The organism is Chitinilyticum piscinae (genome assembly GCF_015223195.1).
Classification (GTDB): Bacteria; Pseudomonadota; Gammaproteobacteria; order Burkholderiales; family Chitinibacteraceae; genus Chitinilyticum; species Chitinilyticum piscinae.
The window spans coordinates 329230-347584 of record NZ_JADFUA010000002.1 but is presented as its reverse complement, the minus strand read 5'-3'; the positions used below and the strand labels follow the sequence as shown (position 1 = coordinate 347584).

Here is an 18355-nt window from a genome sequence, read left to right as displayed (position 1 = left end):
ACAGACGCCGGCTAGCGCACCGGCTGCAGCAGCACATTCACTTCCTGGCCTGCGCCATGGGTAAGCACGCTGGAGCGAGTGGTATTGATCATGATGAGCTTCTCATCCTGCAGCATCCGCACCTGTACGGCGTAGCTGAAACGTTCGTCGATCTGCCCGGCCGAGTAAGGCAGCGATACGCTCAGCGGCGCCCCCTGCTCAAGCCTGATGGACTGCTTGCTGATCACCCTGGCCGGCGCATCAGCGAGCGAGACATCCAGCAAAGCCACTTCCAGGGTGGCGCCGGGGAACAGGCGGCGCTGCAGCCAGCTGATATGCGCCGTTACTGCGCGGTCGCTCACGGCCTGCTCGAGGCTGGGAGTGCACGCGACAACCGGCTTGCCTGCCTGTTCGAACATGACACTGGCTCCCTTTTCCCACCAGACGGTGTTGCCGCTGGCATAGCGCACTCCCGAGGCACTGCGCGTACGCTGCATCAGCATCTGCAGCTCCCCCTCCTGCAGCCAGATCGCATTGTCACTGACTTGTCGCACACTGCGACTGATGCTGTCGCGGCATTCATAATCCCGCTCGCTGGCCAGTGCCGGTTGCGCGGCCATCAAGCCCAGAAATAGCGTCATCGCCAGTGTTTTCATCGTGCTTCTCCATAAGATTCATGGCAACAGTATGCCAGTGCCGGGCTGAACCGCCCGTGACCGCAGCCACGGCGACAGCGGTACAAAGTCACAGACAGACAAGCAGAAAAATTGCCGGGGCCGCCATTGCTACTTACACTGCGCACGTTGCCTGTCGAGCCATGCCATGCGCCTGCCTTCACTGCTCACTGCCACCATCCTTGCCTGCCTGCTGCCACTTGCCAGTGCGGCCGATTGCCGCGATGTCGCACGCGACTTCGCCAGCCGCTACGGACTTGATCAGACAGAACTGGCAAGCACCCTCGCTGGCCTGTCACGCGACGGGCGACTGCCACCACGTTATGTCAGCAAGCGTGACGCACAGCGTGCCGGCTGGCGCCCCGGGAGCGATCTCTGGCAGGTGCTGCCGGGCAAAAGCATCGGCGGCGACCGCTTCGGCAATCGCGAAGGGCGCCTGCCGGCTGGCCGTTACAGCGAAGCCGATCTCGACTACCGCGGCGGCAAGCGCAATGCCAAGCGACTGGTTTTCAGCCACGAAACCCGCTACCTCACCGTCGATCACTACGCCAGTTTTCATGAGATTCCGCCATGTCGCTGACCCGCATTCTTTGGCAAGACATCCGCCATACCGGCGATGCCTGTCGCCAGCTCGCCGCCCAGGCCGAAACACCGGACTATTTCGCCCACAATCTGGATGCGCTGTTCGACGTGCTGTGCAACGATCTGCCCGGCCCCATCCAGCTGGAGTGGCCCAGCCACAACGCTGACCGCCAGCATGCCGGCGAACTGTGCGAGCAACTCGCGCTGCTGCTCGCCGACGTCCGTGCAGAGCGGGATGATTTCCGCTATCGCCTGGGCTAGACCCGACAACAGCATGCTGGCTGCCGGCGGCTAGCGCCACCTCCCCATGTATGACTTCCAGGGGCGTGGCGCGGCCTTCACGCATTGGCCACATACGGACCTGAGGAAGTTCTGACGGGTAATAGTCACGACAGCGGATGCAGCTCATGAGCAAAGACTTTGCTTCAGGTTGCCGGGATGCCACCTCCTATCGATGTCATCCCGGCAATACCCGCCACCGAATCAGGAAGCCAGCGGGTAATCCGTATAGCCTGCCGCCCCCGGCGTGTAGAAGGTATTGGCATCCGGCTCGGTTAGCGGCAAGCCATCCTGCAGACGTCGCACCAGATCGGGGTTGCTGATGAAGGGGCGGCCAAAGGCGGCCAGATCGCCACGCCCTTCGGTTAGCGCGGCTTCGGCCGTTGCGACTGTCAGCCCGCCCGAAGCAATGAATGCGCCGTCGAAGGCCGCCTGCAGGCGTGCCTTGAAATCAGCCGGCACTTCCGGGGCCCCCATCGCCGAGTGATCCACCAGATGCAGGTAGACCAGCCCGATGTCCGACAGATCGCGTGCCAGCGCGAGATACTGCTCCTCGACGCCCTCGAACGCTCCCGTGCTGTTGAACACGCCATAGGGTGATACGCGGATACCGACACGCTCGGCACCAATGGCATCGACGCAGGCACGGGCCACTTCCAGCACCAGCCGGTTGCGTGCCGCGGCCGAACCGCCGTAGGCATCGGTACGGGTGTTCACATTGGCATTGAGGAACTGCTCCAGCAGATAGCCATTGGCCGCGTGCAGCTCGATGCCGTCAAAACCCGCTTCGACTGCCAGCCTGGCAGCCGCCACGAATTCGGCTACCAGCGCGGGGATTTCCGCCTCCGCCAGTGCATGCGGCAAGGCATGGGGCTGCATGCCGGCAGTATCGGTATACATTTCGCCCGGACACACGGCAGCGACCGGGCCAACCGCACGGGCACCAGCCGGCAGATTGGCGGTGGCGCTGACGCGGCCACAATGCATGAACTGGATGAAGATCTTTGCGCCACCAGCATGCGCAGCATCGGTAACCAGCCGCCAGCCATCACGCTGCGCAGCATTGAACAAGCCCGGAATCCGGGCATAACCCAGCCCGTCCGGCGAGGGAGAGGTCCCTTCGGTAATCAGCAGACCGGCGCTGGCACGCTGGCCGTAATACTCGGCCATCAACGCATTCGGGGTATTGGCATCGACTGCGCGGCAGCGGGTCATCGGTGCCATCACGATCCGGTTCTGCAGACGCAGCCGGCCATTGTCAAACGGGTCGAACAGCATGGAGTGCTCCTTGCGGATTGGGATATGCCTGCTCAAGATGGCAGTATTTGCCCAGCAATCAAGATCAGCCCACAGGAATATTCATTGAAACAGGGGTATACCCACCCAAAAGCACTGATACCTTATTGCACCGTCACATACCTATTCACCCATCCAACTACCCTGCCAGCAGGGTAGCCAGCGCATTCAGGCGCTCGCGGCAGTGCCTGCTCAGCCACGCCTGCAAAGCCTGGATGTGCGGCAAGATCTGCCGCCTCCCGGGACAGACCAGATTCAGCGGAGCTGCTTCGCCCTGATACTGCGGCAATAACGCAACCAGACGGCCCGCCAGCAGATCCTCACTGACATCCAGCGCCGACTTGTAAGCGATGCCCTGGCCCGCCACCGCCCAGCGGCGCACCACATCGCCATCTGACGATACGCGGCAAGGGGGGACTTCGATCACCTGCTCGCGCCCTTCACCAAACAACCGCCAACGGTTGTAGACAAAACCGTCGAGCATGAAACACAGGCAGCGATGATGGGCGAGCTCGTCCAGCGTTGCCGGCATGCCGTTCCGCTGCAGATAGGCCGGCGCAGCACACAGGACGCGGCGGTTTTCCGGCGCGACCGGCAAGGCCACCAGCGCGGAATCGTCGGGAATACCGTAGCGCAGCGCCAGATCGATACGCTGCCGGTACACATCCGCCAGCTGGTCGCTCAGATCCAGCCGCAGCTCCAGCTGGGGATAAGCCATCAGAAATTCATCCAGCCAGGGCAGTACCAGATTGCGCCCCAGATCGGAGGGCAGTGACAACTGCAGTACGCCACGCGGCGCCTGGCTGCCCTGCTGGATGGCATCCCAGCCGGCCGCCAGCTCCTCGAGCGCCTGCTGTGCATGCTGCAGATAAGCCTCGCCAGCCTGCGTGAGGCGCAGGCTGCGCGTGGAGCGCACAAACAGCATCACCCCGAGATCGGCTTCCAGCCGCTTGAGCATGGCACTGGCCACCGCCGGCGACAGATCCAATAGCCGCGCCGCCATCGACAGGCTGCCTGCTTCGGCGGCACGCACAAAGAGTTCCAGTTCGCGAAAACCTTTCATGGCCAACTTTCAATGTTTTATTGAAAGTAATTATACATGCAGATAATTGATTGAAAATCATGAACGACAGATCATGGCTCATCCCTGCTGACCCGAGACTTGCGATGACCAACCCGCTGTTCAATCCTACCCACCTTGGGCGTCTGACGCTGCCCAACCGCATCGTGATGGCGCCCATGACGCGCTGCCGGACCGACCAGCCCGGTGACATCCCCAACGCTTTGATGGCGCACTACTACGCCCAGCGCGCTTCGGCCGGGCTGATCATCAGCGAAGCCACCCAGATTTCCCGCCAGGGTCAGGGCTACAGCTTTACCCCGGGCATCTACAGCGAAAGCCAGATTGCCGGCTGGCGGCTGGTGACCGAAGCAGTTCATTCGGCCGGCGGGCGCATCGCACTGCAGCTCTGGCATGTCGGCCGCATGTCGCATCCGCTGTTTCACGATGGGGGCCTGCCGGTTGCCCCGTCGGCCATCGCTCCGCAGGCACACGTCTGGGTCGCCGATGAACACGGCACAGGCCGCATGCTCGACTGCCCGGTGCCCCGCGCACTGGAAACCGCCGAAATCGCGGACATTGTTAGCGATTACCGCCGGGCTGCCCGCAACGCCATCCGCGCGGGCTTTGACATGGTGGAAATCCACGGCGCCAATGGCTACCTCATCGACCAGTTCCTGCGCAGCACGTCCAACCACCGTAACGACAACTATGGCGGCACGCTGACCAATCGCCTGCGCTTTCTCGACGAAGTAGCCACCGCGATTGTCGAAGAAATCGGCGGCGAGCGGGTCGGCGTAAGGCTGGCCCCCTTCATCACCGCGCGTGGCATGGCCTGCCCGGAGATCATTCCGGCCATTCTGGCAGCAGCCAGGCGGCTGAACGAACTCGGTATCGCCTATCTGCACCTCTCGGAAGCGGACTGGGACGATGCCCCCGTCATCCCGGATGATTTCCGCCACGCCCTGCGCCAGGCCTTCGACGGCAGCCTGATCGTCGCCGGCCGCTACAACGCCGAACGCGCCCGGCGCCTGCTGGCTGACGGGCTGACCGATCTGGTGGCATTTGGCCGCCCCTTCATCGCCAATCCCGATCTACCGCAGCGACTGGCCGCCAATGTACCGCTGGCAAGCCACGACCCCGCCACGCTCTTCGGCGGCAATGCCGCCGGCTATACCGATTACCCCACCCACACTACCTGAATCCACTGGAGCCCCGCATGAAAGCCGTTGCCTACCAGAAACCTGCCGCCATTACCGACGAACTCGCCCTGCTGGACATCACCCTGCCCGATCCGCAACCCCAGGGCCGCGATCTGCTGGTCGAAGTCCGCGCCGTTTCCGTCAATCCGGTTGATACCAAAGTCCGAGCCAGCCGCGCAGCGGCCGGCGATGACTGGGTCGTACTGGGCTGGGATGCCGCCGGCATCGTGCGCACCGTCGGCCCCGATGTCACGCTATTCAAGCCCGGAGACCGCGTCTGGTATGCCGGTGACCTGCGCCGCGCCGGCAGCAATGCCGAGCTGCAACTGGTAGACGAACGCATCGTCGGCCACATGCCGCAGACGCTGGATTTCGCGGCAGCCGCTTCACTGCCGCTGACCGGCATCACCGCCTGGGAGCTGCTGTTCGACCGCCTGCAGTTGCCAGCCGACCGGCGCAGCAGCAAGGATCGCCTGCTGATCATCGGCGCCGCCGGCGGTGTGGGATCGGTACTGGTGCAGCTGGCCCGCCAGCTTACCGGGCTGACGATCATCGGCACGGCATCACGGCCGGAAACCCGTGACTGGGTCAGCCAGAATGGCGCACATTACGTCATCGACCACACCCTGCCACTGCTGCCGCAACTGCAGGCGCTTGGCTACGCGGACGTCAGTCATGTCATCAGCCTCACCCACACCGAGCAACATTTTGCGGCCATCTGCGAACTGATTGCCCCGCAGGGAAAACTGGCGCTGATCGATGATCCGGCCGAGGTGATCGACATCCGCAAACTGAAAGCCAAGAGCATCTCGCTGCACTGGGAGCTGATGTTCACCCGTTCGCTGTTTGCCACTGAAGACATGCTCTGCCAGCATGAGCTGCTGGACGAGCTGGCCACACTGGTCGACGCCGGCACCGTGCGGGCCACGCAGGCCGAACACTTCGGGCGCATTAATGCCACCAACCTGCGTCGTGCCCATGCACTGCTCGAAAGCGGCAAGGCACGCGGCAAGATCGTGCTGGAAGGCTTCGAACCCTAAGTACCGTGGCAACAATGCCGGGCTGACCAAGCCGGTTTTGTTGCCGGCCTCACCCGGCCGACTGCAGCGCCTGAATGACTTGCCCCACGACCAGTTCGTCGCGGCGGGCGGCGGTATAGCATAGTCCGATGCGGTGGCGCGGCACGGCGCCCTGCAAATCCAGGGTACGGATCCCGGGCAGTACCGCCAGGCTTTGCGGCAGCAGCGCCCGGCCCAGCCCGGCCGCCACAAGCCAGCCCAGCTGGCTGAGCGTCGCGGCCTGATGGCTGCTCTGCAGCAAGGCCGTGTCGGTGCCCAGCAGTGCCAGCAGGCGCTGGTGTGCGGGATGGGCTGGACAGGTCAGCCATTCGCCCATGTCGAGCGTGGCAACCTCAATACCATCGCCACTAAGCGCATCGGATTCCGGCACCGCCAGCACATAAGGCTCATCCAGCAGCGGCAGGAACAATTCGTCCTCGCAGCGGCTGGCCTCGCTTGCCAGCCGCAGCACGCCCGAGCAGCCATCCAGCAGCAGCAACTGCAAGGCCGGCACGGCGCCGACCAGCCGGCGACACACAGCGGCAAGCTGCGCCCCGGCGATATCCCCCTGGTCGACCCCCAGCGACAGCGGCAGACAATGGTGCTGCTGGCGGAATTGCCCGGCCAGCGCACTCATTTGCTGCTGCAGACGCTGCGCCTGCGGGTACAGCAGACGGGCAGCCTCGGTGACCGCCATGCCCCGCGCTTCGCGGACAAACAAGGTGGTGGCCAGCTCGTCTTCCAGCTGGCGGATGGTGACCGAGAGCGCCGGCTGGGTAATGAACAGGCGCGCGGCAGCCCGCGTGATGCTGCGTTCTTCAAACACGGCAATAAAGGCCTTGAGCTGGCGCACATCCATAAATTTTATTTATTCCACCAACAAGAAAATGGCATTTCTCAGACAGATCGACGCCAACTAGACTAGCCAGCATCAAAACCAATTATGAATCATCTGCAAGGAGCATGCTCATGTCCAAGGGTCTGATTGTCATTACCGGTGCCAGCTCGGGAATCGGCGCCGCCACCGCCCGCCTCCTGTCCAGCCATGGCCACCCGCTGCTGCTGCTGGCACGCCGCATCGAGCGCCTGCAGGCACTGGCGCTGCCCGCCACCCTGTGTCGTGCTGTCGACGTCACCGATGCCGGCGCACTTGATGCCGCCATCAGCGAGGCCGAAACGCAGTTCGGCCCGGTGGATGCCATCGTCAACAATGCCGGAGTAATGCTGCTGGGTGAAATGAGCAAGCAGTATCCTGCCGAGTGGCAGCGCATGCTGGATGTGAACATCACCGGCGTACTCAACGGCATCCACGCGGTGCTGGCCGGCATGGTCGCACGCCGCCACGGCACCATCATCAATATCAGCTCGATTGCCGGACGCAAGACCTTCCCGAATCACGTGGCCTACTGTGGCACCAAATTCGCCGTTCATGCGATCAGCGAGAATTTGCGCGAGGAAGTCTCGGCCAGCAATGTCCGCGTGATCACCATCGCACCGGGCGCAGTCGAAACCGAGCTGCTGGGACACACCACCGATGCGGCGATCAAGTCCGGTTACGAGGACTGGAAACAGGAGATGGGCGGCGTGCTCGCGGCCGACGACGTGGCCAGTGCCATCCATTACGCCTATAGTGCCCCGCAGAATGTGTGTATCCGCGAGATCGTGCTGGCAGCGACACGCCAGCCAGCCTGATCAGCAGGTATATGGACAGAGCCATTATCTTCAAATGGCTATAACCATATACCCAATAATGTAACCTGGGCATCTCCTTATCTTCCGGCCTTGCGCGGGCTGCCCATGCAGCAATGCACGCAGCCTCCGCAATACCCGACAACTGCGGCTGGAGACCTGCCAACACTTTCGCGGCAGGCATTGCCGGAGCAAGGCAACGATGAATCAGGGATACCCCCAATCGGGATTGCACTGATGCCGCTATCTCTCATGGCGGAAAAGCAGTTGTAAGAATACGGTAACTGCTTTGGCGCTTCTTGCCGGGAACTGTACTGGTTCGGTGACAGCAAGCAGCGCGTCTGACCGGATCAGTTTGCCCTGGGCGAAACTCATCCGGTGCGTTTCGAGGTTGCCATGAGTCTGTTCCGTACCAAAAACATCGATGCCATGATTGCCGCTGCCCACACCGGGCAAGGCGGCCTGAAAAAAGTGCTGGGTCCGCTCGACTTGGTCTTTCTGGGAATCGGCGCCATCATCGGCACTGGCATTTTCGTGCTGACCGGCACCGGCGCACTCACCGCCGGGCCCGGCCTGATGCTGTCCTTCGTCATTGCCGCCATGGCCTGCGGTTTCGCCGCGCTGGCCTATGCCGAGTTTTCCTCGATGATTCCGGTCTCCGGCTCGGTCTATACCTATTCGTACGCCACCATGGGCGAACTGGTTGCCTGGATCATCGGCTGGGATCTGGTGCTGGAATACGGCCTGGCCACCTCGGCGGTCGCCGTGGGCTGGTCGGGCTATTTCCAGTCGCTGCTGGCCGGGCTGGGCATCACGCTGCCCACCCTGCTGACCGCCGCCCCCGGCGCGGTTCCGGGTGCCGAGACGCTCTTCAATCTGCCTGCCTTCGTGATCGTCATCGCGATTACCACCCTGCTTTCGCTAGGCGTGAGCGGTTTTGCCAAACTCAACAACATCATGGTCGCCATCAAGATCAGCGTCGTACTGCTGTTCATCGTGGTGGGTGCAGGCTATGTGAAGCCTGCCAACTGGGCCCCGTTCACCCCCTTCGGCATGAGCGGTGTATTCAGTGCCGCCGCACTGGTGTTCTTCGCCTTCATCGGTTTCGATGCAGTCACCTCGGCCGCCGAAGAAGTCCGCAACCCCAAGCGCGATCTGCCGATCGGCATCATCGGCTCGCTGGCGGTGTGTACCGTGCTGTACGTGATTGTGGCGGCCATCATGACCGGCATCGTGCCTTACGCCCGCTTTGCCGGTGTGGATCATCCGGTGTCGCTGGCGCTGCAATACGCGGGACAGAACTGGGTGGCCGGCTTTATCGATCTGGGCGCCATCATCGGCATGACCACCGTCATCCTCGTCATGGCCTACGGCCAGAGCCGCGTCATTTTCGCCATGAGCCGCGATGGCCTGCTGCCGGCGCGCCTCTCTATCATCCATCCACGCTTTGCCACACCGTTCTTCACCACCTGGGCCGTCGGTATCGTGTTTGCGCTGATCGCTGCACTGGTGCCGCTGAACGTGCTGGCCGAGCTGATCAATATCGGCACGCTGGCCGCATTCAGCCTGATTTCGCTGGCGGTGCTGATCCTGCGCCGCACCCGCCCCGACCTGAACCGTGCCTTCCGCTGTCCGGGCATGCCGGTCGTGCCCTTGCTGGCGATTGCCTTCTGCGTATTCCTGATGACCCAGCTCGCCGCGATCACCTGGCTGGCCTTCGGCATCTGGCTGCTGATCGGCCTAGTAGCCTACTTCGCCTACGCCCGGCGCAATTCGCTGCTGGGCAAGACCGGCGGATAAGTCTCCCGACACCGCCCCTTCATTGGTGGTGCCGGCTGAGCCAGCATCGACAGAATACCCGGCTTAGCCGGGTATTCCTTTTCAAGCCAATCGATATAAGACTTTCATAAGCATACTTGTCGCTGTATTTTGTCATGCCACACAGCGTACGCCTTGCCAGCCCCACTACATTGACCGCACAGCAGCCTCTCTTCTGCTGCCTGCCGCCAGGCTAGCCCAGCACGCCGCCGCGACGGATCCGGCTGCAGAAAACAGCACTCATTCTTGACTCTGTACGCTGCGCCTTCTTTATTTACCGGTAACCGTCACCACCGCATGAGTGACGGAAACCGGGAGAAGTGCGCGCATGGCCAGATCCGAAGTCGAAAAAGTCCGCCGGCAATACAACCAGTGGGTCGCCAACGAATCCATCGAAGACTACGCGCTGCGCTATTCGCCAGCGAGTTTCCGCAAATGGAGTCCTTCGGTGATCGGCCACACGATGATCGGCACCAATTCCGCACTGTCCTACGAAGCAATCGGCGCTCTGCTGCTGCTGGATTTCGGCTTCAGCAACGCAATGGCAGCGCTGATTTTCGCCGCGATTGTGATTTTCATCGTCGGGCTGCCGATCTGTCACTACGCGGCCAAGTACAACATCGACATGGATCTGCTGACCCGCGCCTCCGGTTTCGGCTATGTGGGCTCGACCTTTACCTCGCTGATCTATGCCTCGTTCTGCTTCATTTTTCTGGCCTTCGAGTCGGCGATCATGGCGCAGGCACTCAGGCTGTGCTGGGATATTCCACTGTGGCTGGGCTACCTGATCTGCGCGGTGGTCGTGATTCCCATCGTGTTCTACGGGGTAACCGCGATCAACCGCTTTCACCAGTACACGCAATTCATCTGGCTGGTGCTGATGATCATTCCCTTCGCCTTTGTGCTGGTGCGCGACCCGCAGGCACTCGACCAGCTGGGGCAGTTCGCAGGCCAGGCCAGCAAGAGCAGCCAGTTCGACTGGCTCCATTTCGGCGTGGCCGCCGGCATTGCCTTCGCGCTGATCGCGCAGATTGGCGAACAGGTCGATTACCTGCGCTTCATGCCCGAACAAAAGGAAGGCCGCAATACCAGCTGGTGGTTCAACATGCTGATCGGCGGTCCGGGCTGGGTGGTGATTGCCTTCATCAAGCAGCTGGGCGGTGTGCTGCTGGCCGCCAGTGCGGTACTGGCCGGCGTCGCCATCGCTGATGCCAAGGAGCCGGTGCAGATCTTCAACCATGCCTTCCAGTACGTGCTGGATAACCCGTCCACCGCGCTGCTGGTCACCACGCTGTTTGTCATCATTTCGGAAATGAAGGTGAACGTGACCAATGCCTACGCCGGCTCGCTGGCCTGGTCGAATTTCTTTTCCCGCGTGACGCACTCGCACCCCGGGCGGGTGGTGTGGCTGGTGTTCAACAGCGCAATTGCACTGTTGCTGATGGAGCTGGATCTCTTTGCCGCCATCAACAATGTGCTGGGCATGTACTCCAACATCGCCGTGGCATGGACCTGCGCCGTGGTCTCCGATCTGGCGATCAACAAGCCGCTGGGGCTGAGCCCGCCGATTGTCGAATTCAAGCGCGCCCACCTGTTCAACTTCAATCCGGTCGGCGTGATGAGCGTGGTAATTGCCTCAGTCGTATCGACCATCGCCTTCAGCGGCCTGCTTGGCGACTATGCGCAGGCCTACGCCTGGCTGATCGCCGCCGTCGTCAGCTTTATGCTGCCGCCGGTCATCGCCTGGCTGACCAAGGGCCGCTATTACATCGCCCGCCAGCCCCACTACCGCCTGCGCTCTGACATCCTCACCCAGTGCGGGGTCTGCGATCACCACTACGCCGAGACCGACTCGGCCTACTGCCCTTTCCACCAGGCGCCGATTTGCTCGCTGTGCTGCACGCTGGAAGCCAACTGCCACGACATGTGCAAGCCCAGAATCAAGACCACGCTGGATTACTACCGCGAGTACCTTGGGTATGGCCTGCAATGGCTTCTGCGACGGGAACTACAGGAACGTACCATCACCCGTATTGCAAATTTCCTGCTGGTCTGGCTGGTCATGATGGGGCTGATCGCACTGGCGCTGTGGATGACGTTGCCGGTCGGCCTATCCGAATTCGCCGCCGAGATGGGGGGGCATTTCCGCGGCTATGCCGTGCGTGCCTTCTTCGGTCTCGCCGTACTGGCCTGCATTGCCACATGGTGGATCGTGCTGGTCAACGAAAGCCGCAATATCGCCGAAGAGGAATTGCGCCAGGCCAAGGAGCGGGCCGAGGCGGCCACAGTTGCCAAGAGCGAATTCCTTGCCAACATGAGCCATGAAATCCGCACACCGATGAATGCCATCATCGGGATGTCCTTCCTGGCGCTGAAGACCGAGCTGAACGCCCGCCAACGGGATTACCTCAACAAGGTGCATGGCGCGGCCACCTCCTTGCTGGGCATCATCAACGACATCCTGGATTACTCCAAGGTCGAAGCCGGCAAGCTGGAGCTGGAATCCACCGACTTCCGCCTGGATGAGGTACTCGGCAAAGTGGCCACGGTGACCGCCGGCCGTACTCACGACAAGGGCTTGGAATACCTGATGCAGGTGGAGGGCGACGTTCCCGCTCAGCTGCGTGGCGACCCGCTGCGGCTGGGGCAGGTGCTGATCAATCTGGTAAATAACGCGGTGAAATTCACCGAACAGGGCCAGGTCGAGCTGCACATCAGCCGCGTTGGCGCGGCGACGGAGGGGCTGATCCTCAAATTCGCGGTACGCGACAGTGGCATCGGGATGAGCGCGGCACAGCGCAGCAAGCTCTTCCAGCCATTCACGCAGGCCGATGGCTCGACCACCCGCAAGTATGGCGGCACCGGACTGGGCCTGACCATCAGCAAACGCATTGTCGAAGCCATGCAGGGCAGCATCGACGTGGAAAGCGTCGAAGGGCTCGGCTCGGTGTTCAGCTTTACGGCGGTGTTTGGCGAAGCCAGCGCCAGTGCCGAGCCCGTGACACCGGCCCTGAACGATGCCCGCGTACTGGTCGTTGACGATCATCCCTCCACCCGCCGCATCCTGAGCGAGATGCTGGCTCGCGCGGGCGTGATGGCCGAGGTGGCGTCTTCTGGCGAAGCGGCGCTGGCCCGGCTGGAGCAGGAACACTTCAATCTGGTGCTGCTCGACTGGGTGATGCTGGGCCTGAGTGGCGAGGCCACCGCCCGGCGTATCCGCGCCCTGCCCGGCCATGCCGGCACCGCCGTAGTGCTGATGACGGCCCTGGGCGATACCGATCACACGCAGACCCATTTGCAGGCACTGCAGCTCAAAGGTACGCTGTACAAGCCCGTTACCCAGTCTTCGCTGGTCGATTGCCTGAGTGAAGTTTATGGGGGGCCGGCCTACCCCCGAGCGGATCAGGCTGGTCATGCGATTCAGCCGGGCATGCTGGCCGGCATGAAGCTGCTGCTGGCCGAAGACAACGAAATCAACCAGCAGATCGCGGTCGAGCTGCTCAGCGAAGCGGGTGCCATCGTCACGGTCGCGGGCAATGGCAAACAGGCGCTGAGCTTGTTGCAGGACAACCCCGATGGCAGCTTCGATGCGGTGCTGATGGATGTGCAGATGCCGGTCATGGATGGCTTCGAAGCCACCCAGCTGATCCGCCGGCAAACGCGCTTTGCCGGCCTGCCGGTCATCGCCATGACCGCACATGCGCTGCAGGAAGAGCGCCAGCGCTGCAACGATGCCGGCATGAACGACCACATCAGCAAACCGATCGATCCCCAGGCTCTGCTGCTGACGCTGCAACGCTGGTACCGTCAGCCAGCCGCCCAGCAGACGCCAGCGCAAGCCGTACCGCCCTCAGCAGGCACAACCGGCCCGCGGGAGCTGGCCGGCATCGATTACGCCGAAGGGCTGCACCGGCTCAATGGCAAGGAGAAGCTGTATCACGACGTACTGCGCCAGTTTGCCGGCAACTATGCGACCTATGCCGCGCAGATCGAATCCGCCCGCCAGCGCGGTGACTGGCTGGAAACCGCACGCCTGCTGCACACCTTGAAGGGCGTAGCTGGCAATATCGGAGCCGGCCTGCTGGCACATTGCGCCGAAAAACTGGAAATGCAGGTGAAGGAAAGCGGCTGGCAACCGGAGTCCTTCCAGTCTCTGGCCGGCGAGCTGGAACGCGTAACCACAAGCATCCGCGCACAGCTGGATATATCCGGAGATACGCCTGCCACCAAGGCCGCAGCCGACCCGCAGCAGCTGCTGGCACTGCTGCAGCTGCTAGATGGGCAGGACAGCGAAGCCGTCGATTATCTGCTGGAACACGAAGCGGCGATTGCCGCCTGTTTTGCACCAGCTGAATTTGCGGCATTTGCCCGGGCCATTCACCAGTTCGACTTCCCTGCTGCGCTGAGGCTGGGACGCACCACAGGAAACAAGGCATGACAAACGCCGATATTCTGGTCATTGACGACACTCCCGAAAACCTGCGATTGGTCAGTGCGCTGCTGAAAGATCGCTATAAAGTTCGGGTGGCCACCAGTGGCGCGCAGGCGCTGGAACTCGTTCGCCGCCAGCCGCCGGATCTGATCCTGCTCGACATCATGATGCCGGAAATGGATGGCTATGAAGTCTGCCGCCAACTCAAATCCGAGCTGGACAGCTGTAGCATCCCCGTAATTTTCCTTACCGCCCGCAATGAAGTCGACGACGAGACTCACGGCTTCGAGCTGGGGGCCGTCGATTACATCACCAAACCGATCAGCCCGCCCATCCTGCTGGCGCGCGTCGCCACCCATCTCACGCTGAAGCAGGCACGCGACTTTCTGGTCGACCAGAACAGCTATCTCGAAAGCGAAGTGCAACGCCGCACCCGCCAGGTACAGCAGGTACAGGATGTCACCATCATGGCCATGGCCTCGCTGGCCGAAACCCGCGACAACGAAACGGGCAATCACATCCTGCGCACCCAGCGCTATGTCAAGGCGCTGGCCAAGGCACTGCAGCAGCATCCCGATTTTGCAGCCGAGCTGAACGACGAGGTGATCGAGTTGCTGTACAAATCAGCACCGCTGCATGATATCGGCAAGGTTGGCATTCCCGATCACATCCTGCTCAAGCCGGGCAAGCTGACCGACGACGAATTCGAGATCATGAAAACCCATACCACGCTGGGGCGCGATGCCATCGAACGTGCCGAGGCCAACCTCAGCGGCAACGACGACTTTCTGCGCTACGCCCGCGAGATTGCCTATTGCCACCAGGAAAAATGGGATGGCAGCGGCTACCCGCAGGGCTTGCGGGAAAAGGCGATTCCGCTCTCGGCCCGCCTGATGGCAATCGCCGATGTGTATGACGCACTGATCAGCAAGCGCGTGTACAAACCGGCATTCAGCCATGAGGAAGCGCTCGACATCATGCGCCGGGGTCACGGCAGCCATTTCGATCCGGTCATCTGCGAGGTGTTTCTGCAGATGGCCGACGAGTTTGCAGCCATTGCAGCCCGATTCCGCGACGAAGGCGAACAGCATTAGCACAAACGGCGCCCAAGGGCGCCGTTTTGCTGCAAGGTCAGGCCACATACCCAACCATGTATTGCGTTCAAGAACCGACAAGAAAGGGATATTCAGCCCATACCCATACTTAACCCTGGCGTTTCTTTACAGACGCCACGATTCCCGCCGCATCCAGCCCGCAATCGGCCAGCAACTGTTTCTGATCGCCGTGTTCGACCCAGCTGTCTGGCAAGCCTAGCTGCAGCAGCGGGATCGGCAAACCACAGGCTGCAAGGCATTCGAGAACGGCGCTGCCTGCACCGCCCATGACCGCATTTTCTTCAAGCGTAACCAGCAGATCGTGGCTGGCCGCCAGTTGCCGGATCAGCTCGCAATCCAGCGGCTTCACGAAACGCATATTGGCCACCGTGGCATCCAGCGTCTCGCCGGCCTCCAGCGCTGCACCCAGCAGGGTGCCAAAGGACAGAATGGCGATCCTGGTGCCGGAGCGGCGAATTTCGCCCTTGCCCCAGGCCAGCCCGGTCATGGCTTTCTCCACCGCGATGCCCATGCCGCTGCCACGCGGGTAGCGCACGGCGGCCGGCCCGGGGTGCTGGTAAGCCGTGTAGAGCATCTGCCGGCATTCGTTTTCATCGGCAGGCGCCAGCACGGCCATGTTCGGAATGCAGCGCAGGTAGCTCAGATCAAACGAACCGGCGTGCGTCGGGCCGTCGGCACCGACCAGACCGGCACGGTCGATTGCAAAGGTAACGTCCAGATTCTGCAGTGCCACATCATGCACCAACTGGTCATAGCCGCGCTGCAGGAAGGTCGAGTAGATCGCTACCACCGGCTTGAGCCCTTCACAGGCCAGCCCGGCGGCAAAGGTCACCGCATGCTGCTCGGCAATGCCGACATCGAAATAGCGCTTCGGGTATTCGGCATGGAAGCGCACCATGCCACTGCCTTCGCGCATGGCCGGCGTAATGCCGACCAGCTTCGGGTCTGCGGCGGCCATGTCGCACAGCCAGTCACCGAAAATCTGCGTGAAGGTCGGCTTGCCGGCCCCCTTGCTGCCGGCCATGCCGTCACAGGGGGTAAACGGCGTGACGGCGTGGTATTTGACCGGGTCATCGACCGCGAGCTTGTAGCCCTGCCCCTTCTTGGTCACCACATGCAGGAACTGCGGACCTTTGAGCTCCTTGATGTTCGCCAGCGTGGTCACCAGCGTATCCATGTCGTGGCCATCGATCGGGCCAATGTAATTAAAGCCCAACTCCTCGAAGAAGGAAGCGGGGGTAAAGAAGCCCTTGACGTGCTCTTCCCCTTTTTTTGCCAGTTCCTTCAGTGAAGGCAGACGGTCGAGCACCTTGCCCGACACATCGCGAAAGCCGTTGTAAAACTTGCCCGACAGCAGCTTGGCCAGGTAGTTGTTGAACGCGCCGACATTGGGCGAAATCGACATTTCGTTGTCATTCAAAATGACCAGCAGATCGAGTTCGTCGCGATGCCCGGCGTTGAACAACGCCTCGATGGCCTGCCCTGCGGTCATCGAACCGTCGCCGATCACGGCAATCGCGCGGCGTTTTTCGCCCTTGAGTAAGGCCGCCTCGGCCATGCCCAGCGCCGCTCCGATGGACGTGGACGAGTGCCCTACCCCGAAGGTGTCGTATTGGCTTTCCTCGCGCTTGGGAAAACCGGCCAGCCCGCCGTGCTTGCGCATGGTGTGCATCTGCCCCTTGCGGCCAGTCAGCACCTTGTGCGGATAGCTCTGGTGGCCGACATCCCACACCAGCCGGTCTTCCGGCGTATTGAAGACATAATGCAGCGCGATCGACAGATCGACCGCCCCCAGATTGGAAGCAAAATGCCCGCCAGTCTGGCTGATCGTATCCAGCAGGAAGGCGCGCAATTCGCTGGCCAGCTGCGGCAATTGCTCGCGCTCCAGCCGGCGCAGGTCTGCCGGAGTGTCGATGTGGTCAAGCAGGGAATAAGTCATCGGTACAGTCATGGTATTTCTTTCAGGAGCGACGCTCGACAATGAATTCGGCCAGCATTGCCAGGGCAACGCCCTTCTCGCCAAACGGCGCCAGTGCGGCCAGAGCCTCGGCTTTCAGATCTGCGGCCTTTTCCTTGGCGCCCGCCAGCCCCAGCAGCGACACATAGGTCGGCTTGTTGTTGGCGGCATCCTTGCCAGCCGTCTTGCCCAGGGTTGCCGAATCAGCTTCGCAATCCAGAATGTCATCAACCACCTGGAAGGCTAGCCCCACGCATTTGGCATAGGTATCCAGCCGCCCGCGCTCCTCATCAGAAAGCGGCCGGCCGCAGTAGGAACCCAGCAGCACCGCACAACGGATCAGCGCGCCGGTTTTCAGAATGTGCATCAGCTCCAGCTCCGGCAGGCTGAGTTCCTTGCCGACACTGAAGAGATCCACGCCCTGCCCGCCACACATGCCAAGGCTGCCCGACGCACGCGCCAGCAGATTAACCATCTTCAGCTGATCAGCCGGGGCATCGGCGAGCGTGCGGCTGGTCAGCACGTCAAAGGCCTGCGACTGCAACGCATCGCCCGCCAGCAAGGCCGTTGCCTCGCCGAAGGCCACGTGCACAGTCGGCTTGCCGCGACGCAGCACGTCGTTGTCCATGGCCGGCATATCGTCGTGCACCAGCGAATAGGCATGGATCATTTCCACCGCAGCCCCCGCGTGTTGCAAGCGCTCGGGATCCGCATCCACGACCATGCCGGCAGCAAAGGTCAACAGGGGCCGCACACGTTTGCCGCCATCGAGCACGCTATAGCGCATCGCGTCGTGCAGACGCTCGGGCAAATGGGTCTCGGCCGGCAGATTGGCAGACAGGCAGGTTTCCATGCGTTGCTGGACGGCATGCATCCAGCCTTTGAAATCGAAATCGGACATCACTCGGATCTTGTCGTGGACGGATGGTCAGGGGTCATTCTTGCGCGGCGGCCGTATCGGTGCCTTGCCCGCCCGCAAAAGGCTGCAACTCGCCGGCTTCCAGTACCCGGATTTGCTGCTCGGCATCGCTGAGCTTGCCCTGGCAGAAGCGCATCAGCTCGATGCCGCGCTGGTAGCCCGCGAGCGCCGCGTCCAGCGGCAGCTTGCCACTTTCCATTTCGGCTACCAGTTGCTCCAGTTCGCTCAGCCCTGCCTCGAAATTGCCGGGAAGTTTGCTCGTTTTGGCCATCGACCGCGTCTGCCATGAAAAATC

At 62.0% G+C, this 18355-nt stretch carries 15 protein-coding genes; 8 read left to right on the top strand and 7 right to left on the bottom strand.

Annotated features, from left to right (window positions below; translation table 11 throughout):
* Positions 1-11: 11 nt before the first annotated feature.
* Positions 12-635, bottom strand: coding sequence for a YbaY family lipoprotein (locus tag INR99_RS05465; protein ID WP_194115315.1), 624 nt, complete (start codon positions 633-635; stop codon positions 12-14).
* A 166-nt stretch (positions 636-801) separates the two neighbouring features.
* Here INR99_RS05465 and INR99_RS05460 point away from each other — a divergent pair, with 166 nt between their 5' ends.
* Together INR99_RS05460 and INR99_RS05455 are read left to right on the top strand one after the other, a co-directional pair.
* Positions 802-1233: a ribonuclease domain-containing protein gene (locus INR99_RS05460; RefSeq protein ID WP_194115314.1), complete on the top strand. Its 432-nt coding sequence runs from the start codon at positions 802-804 to the stop codon at positions 1231-1233.
* Positions 1224-1496 carry a barstar family protein gene (locus tag INR99_RS05455; protein WP_194115313.1) on the top strand — a complete coding sequence of 91 codons (273 nt, stop codon included), beginning with the start codon at positions 1224-1226 and terminating at the stop codon, positions 1494-1496. The genes INR99_RS05460 and INR99_RS05455 overlap by 10 nt, the downstream gene beginning before the upstream one ends.
* Positions 1497-1718: 222 nt before the next feature.
* On the opposite strand, the gene INR99_RS05450 is transcribed toward INR99_RS05455, so the two are convergent.
* Entirely contained in the window at positions 1719-2792 is a 1074-nt protein-coding gene (locus INR99_RS05450) for an alkene reductase (protein ID WP_194115312.1), read from the bottom strand.
* A gap of 157 nt (positions 2793-2949) precedes the next feature.
* A complete protein-coding gene (locus tag INR99_RS05445) occupies positions 2950-3873 on the bottom strand; it encodes a LysR family transcriptional regulator (protein WP_194115311.1) in 924 nt (307 codons plus the stop codon).
* 104 nt (positions 3874-3977) lie between these two features.
* On the opposite strand from INR99_RS05445, the gene INR99_RS05440 reads away from it, so the two are divergent.
* On the top strand, positions 3978-5072 hold the full coding sequence (locus tag INR99_RS05440) for an alkene reductase (RefSeq protein ID WP_194115310.1): 1095 nt from the start codon (positions 3978-3980) through the stop codon (positions 5070-5072).
* A gap of 17 nt (positions 5073-5089) precedes the next feature.
* Complete coding sequence (locus INR99_RS05435) at positions 5090-6112, top strand: zinc-binding alcohol dehydrogenase family protein (RefSeq protein ID WP_194115309.1); 1023 nt, start codon at positions 5090-5092, stop codon at positions 6110-6112.
* Between the two features lie 49 nt (positions 6113-6161).
* On the opposite strand, the gene INR99_RS05430 is transcribed toward INR99_RS05435, so the two are convergent.
* Positions 6162-6989, bottom strand: coding sequence for a LysR family transcriptional regulator (locus INR99_RS05430; protein WP_194115308.1), 828 nt, complete (start codon positions 6987-6989; stop codon positions 6162-6164).
* Between the two features lie 110 nt (positions 6990-7099).
* On the opposite strand from INR99_RS05430, the gene INR99_RS05425 reads away from it, so the two are divergent.
* From INR99_RS05425 to INR99_RS05410, 4 genes are all read left to right on the top strand, one after another.
* Positions 7100-7822, top strand: a complete 723-nt coding sequence (locus INR99_RS05425) for an SDR family oxidoreductase (protein ID WP_194115307.1) — start codon at positions 7100-7102, stop codon at positions 7820-7822.
* A gap of 393 nt (positions 7823-8215) precedes the next feature.
* On the top strand, positions 8216-9619 hold the full coding sequence (gene bcaP, locus INR99_RS05420; protein WP_194115306.1) for a branched-chain amino acid transporter BcaP: 1404 nt from the start codon (positions 8216-8218) through the stop codon (positions 9617-9619).
* Positions 9620-9965: 346 nt separating this feature from the next.
* On the top strand, positions 9966-14075 hold the full coding sequence (locus INR99_RS05415) for a response regulator (protein ID WP_194115305.1): 4110 nt from the start codon (positions 9966-9968) through the stop codon (positions 14073-14075).
* A complete protein-coding gene (locus INR99_RS05410) occupies positions 14072-15163 on the top strand; it encodes a response regulator (RefSeq protein ID WP_194115304.1) in 1092 nt (363 codons plus the stop codon). The genes INR99_RS05415 and INR99_RS05410 overlap by 4 nt, the downstream gene beginning before the upstream one ends.
* 109 nt (positions 15164-15272) lie before the next feature.
* Here INR99_RS05410 and dxs read toward each other — a convergent pair whose 3' ends face one another.
* Genes dxs through INR99_RS05395 form a run of 3 tightly spaced genes read right to left on the bottom strand, consistent with a single transcriptional unit; the run spans position 15273 to position 18331 of the window.
* Positions 15273-17135, bottom strand: coding sequence for a 1-deoxy-D-xylulose-5-phosphate synthase (dxs, locus tag INR99_RS05405; protein WP_373308272.1), 1863 nt, complete (start codon positions 17133-17135; stop codon positions 15273-15275).
* Between the two features lie 10 nt (positions 17136-17145).
* Positions 17146-18042, bottom strand: coding sequence for a polyprenyl synthetase family protein (locus INR99_RS05400; protein ID WP_194115302.1), 897 nt, complete (start codon positions 18040-18042; stop codon positions 17146-17148).
* Positions 18043-18076: 34 nt separating this feature from the next.
* Positions 18077-18331 (bottom strand): exodeoxyribonuclease VII small subunit, encoded by a 255-nt coding sequence (locus INR99_RS05395; RefSeq protein WP_194115301.1) that lies wholly within the window; start codon positions 18329-18331, stop codon positions 18077-18079.
* Positions 18332-18355 lie beyond the last annotated feature (24 nt).

Coding starts and splice junctions, on each gene's coding strand:
- INR99_RS05425 (WP_194115307.1), top strand. CDS start 7,100: ATGTCCAAGGGTCTGATTGTCATTACCGGTGCCAGCTCGGGAATCGGC.
- dxs (WP_373308272.1), bottom strand. CDS start 17,135: ATGACTGTACCGATGACTTATTCCCTGCTTGACCACATCGACACTCCG.
- INR99_RS05415 (WP_194115305.1), top strand. CDS start 9,966: ATGGCCAGATCCGAAGTCGAAAAAGTCCGCCGGCAATACAACCAGTGG.
- INR99_RS05460 (WP_194115314.1), top strand. CDS start 802: ATGCGCCTGCCTTCACTGCTCACTGCCACCATCCTTGCCTGCCTGCTG.
- INR99_RS05440 (WP_194115310.1), top strand. CDS start 3,978: ATGACCAACCCGCTGTTCAATCCTACCCACCTTGGGCGTCTGACGCTG.
- INR99_RS05435 (WP_194115309.1), top strand. CDS start 5,090: ATGAAAGCCGTTGCCTACCAGAAACCTGCCGCCATTACCGACGAACTC.
- INR99_RS05410 (WP_194115304.1), top strand. CDS start 14,072: ATGACAAACGCCGATATTCTGGTCATTGACGACACTCCCGAAAACCTG.
- INR99_RS05400 (WP_194115302.1), bottom strand. CDS start 18,042: ATGTCCGATTTCGATTTCAAAGGCTGGATGCATGCCGTCCAGCAACGC.
- INR99_RS05395 (WP_194115301.1), bottom strand. CDS start 18,331: ATGGCCAAAACGAGCAAACTTCCCGGCAATTTCGAGGCAGGGCTGAGC.
- INR99_RS05430 (WP_194115308.1), bottom strand. CDS start 6,989: ATGGATGTGCGCCAGCTCAAGGCCTTTATTGCCGTGTTTGAAGAACGC.
- INR99_RS05455 (WP_194115313.1), top strand. CDS start 1,224: ATGTCGCTGACCCGCATTCTTTGGCAAGACATCCGCCATACCGGCGAT.
- INR99_RS05465 (WP_194115315.1), bottom strand. CDS start 635: ATGAAAACACTGGCGATGACGCTATTTCTGGGCTTGATGGCCGCGCAA.
- bcaP (WP_194115306.1), top strand. CDS start 8,216: ATGAGTCTGTTCCGTACCAAAAACATCGATGCCATGATTGCCGCTGCC.
- INR99_RS05445 (WP_194115311.1), bottom strand. CDS start 3,873: ATGAAAGGTTTTCGCGAACTGGAACTCTTTGTGCGTGCCGCCGAAGCA.
- INR99_RS05450 (WP_194115312.1), bottom strand. CDS start 2,792: ATGCTGTTCGACCCGTTTGACAATGGCCGGCTGCGTCTGCAGAACCGG.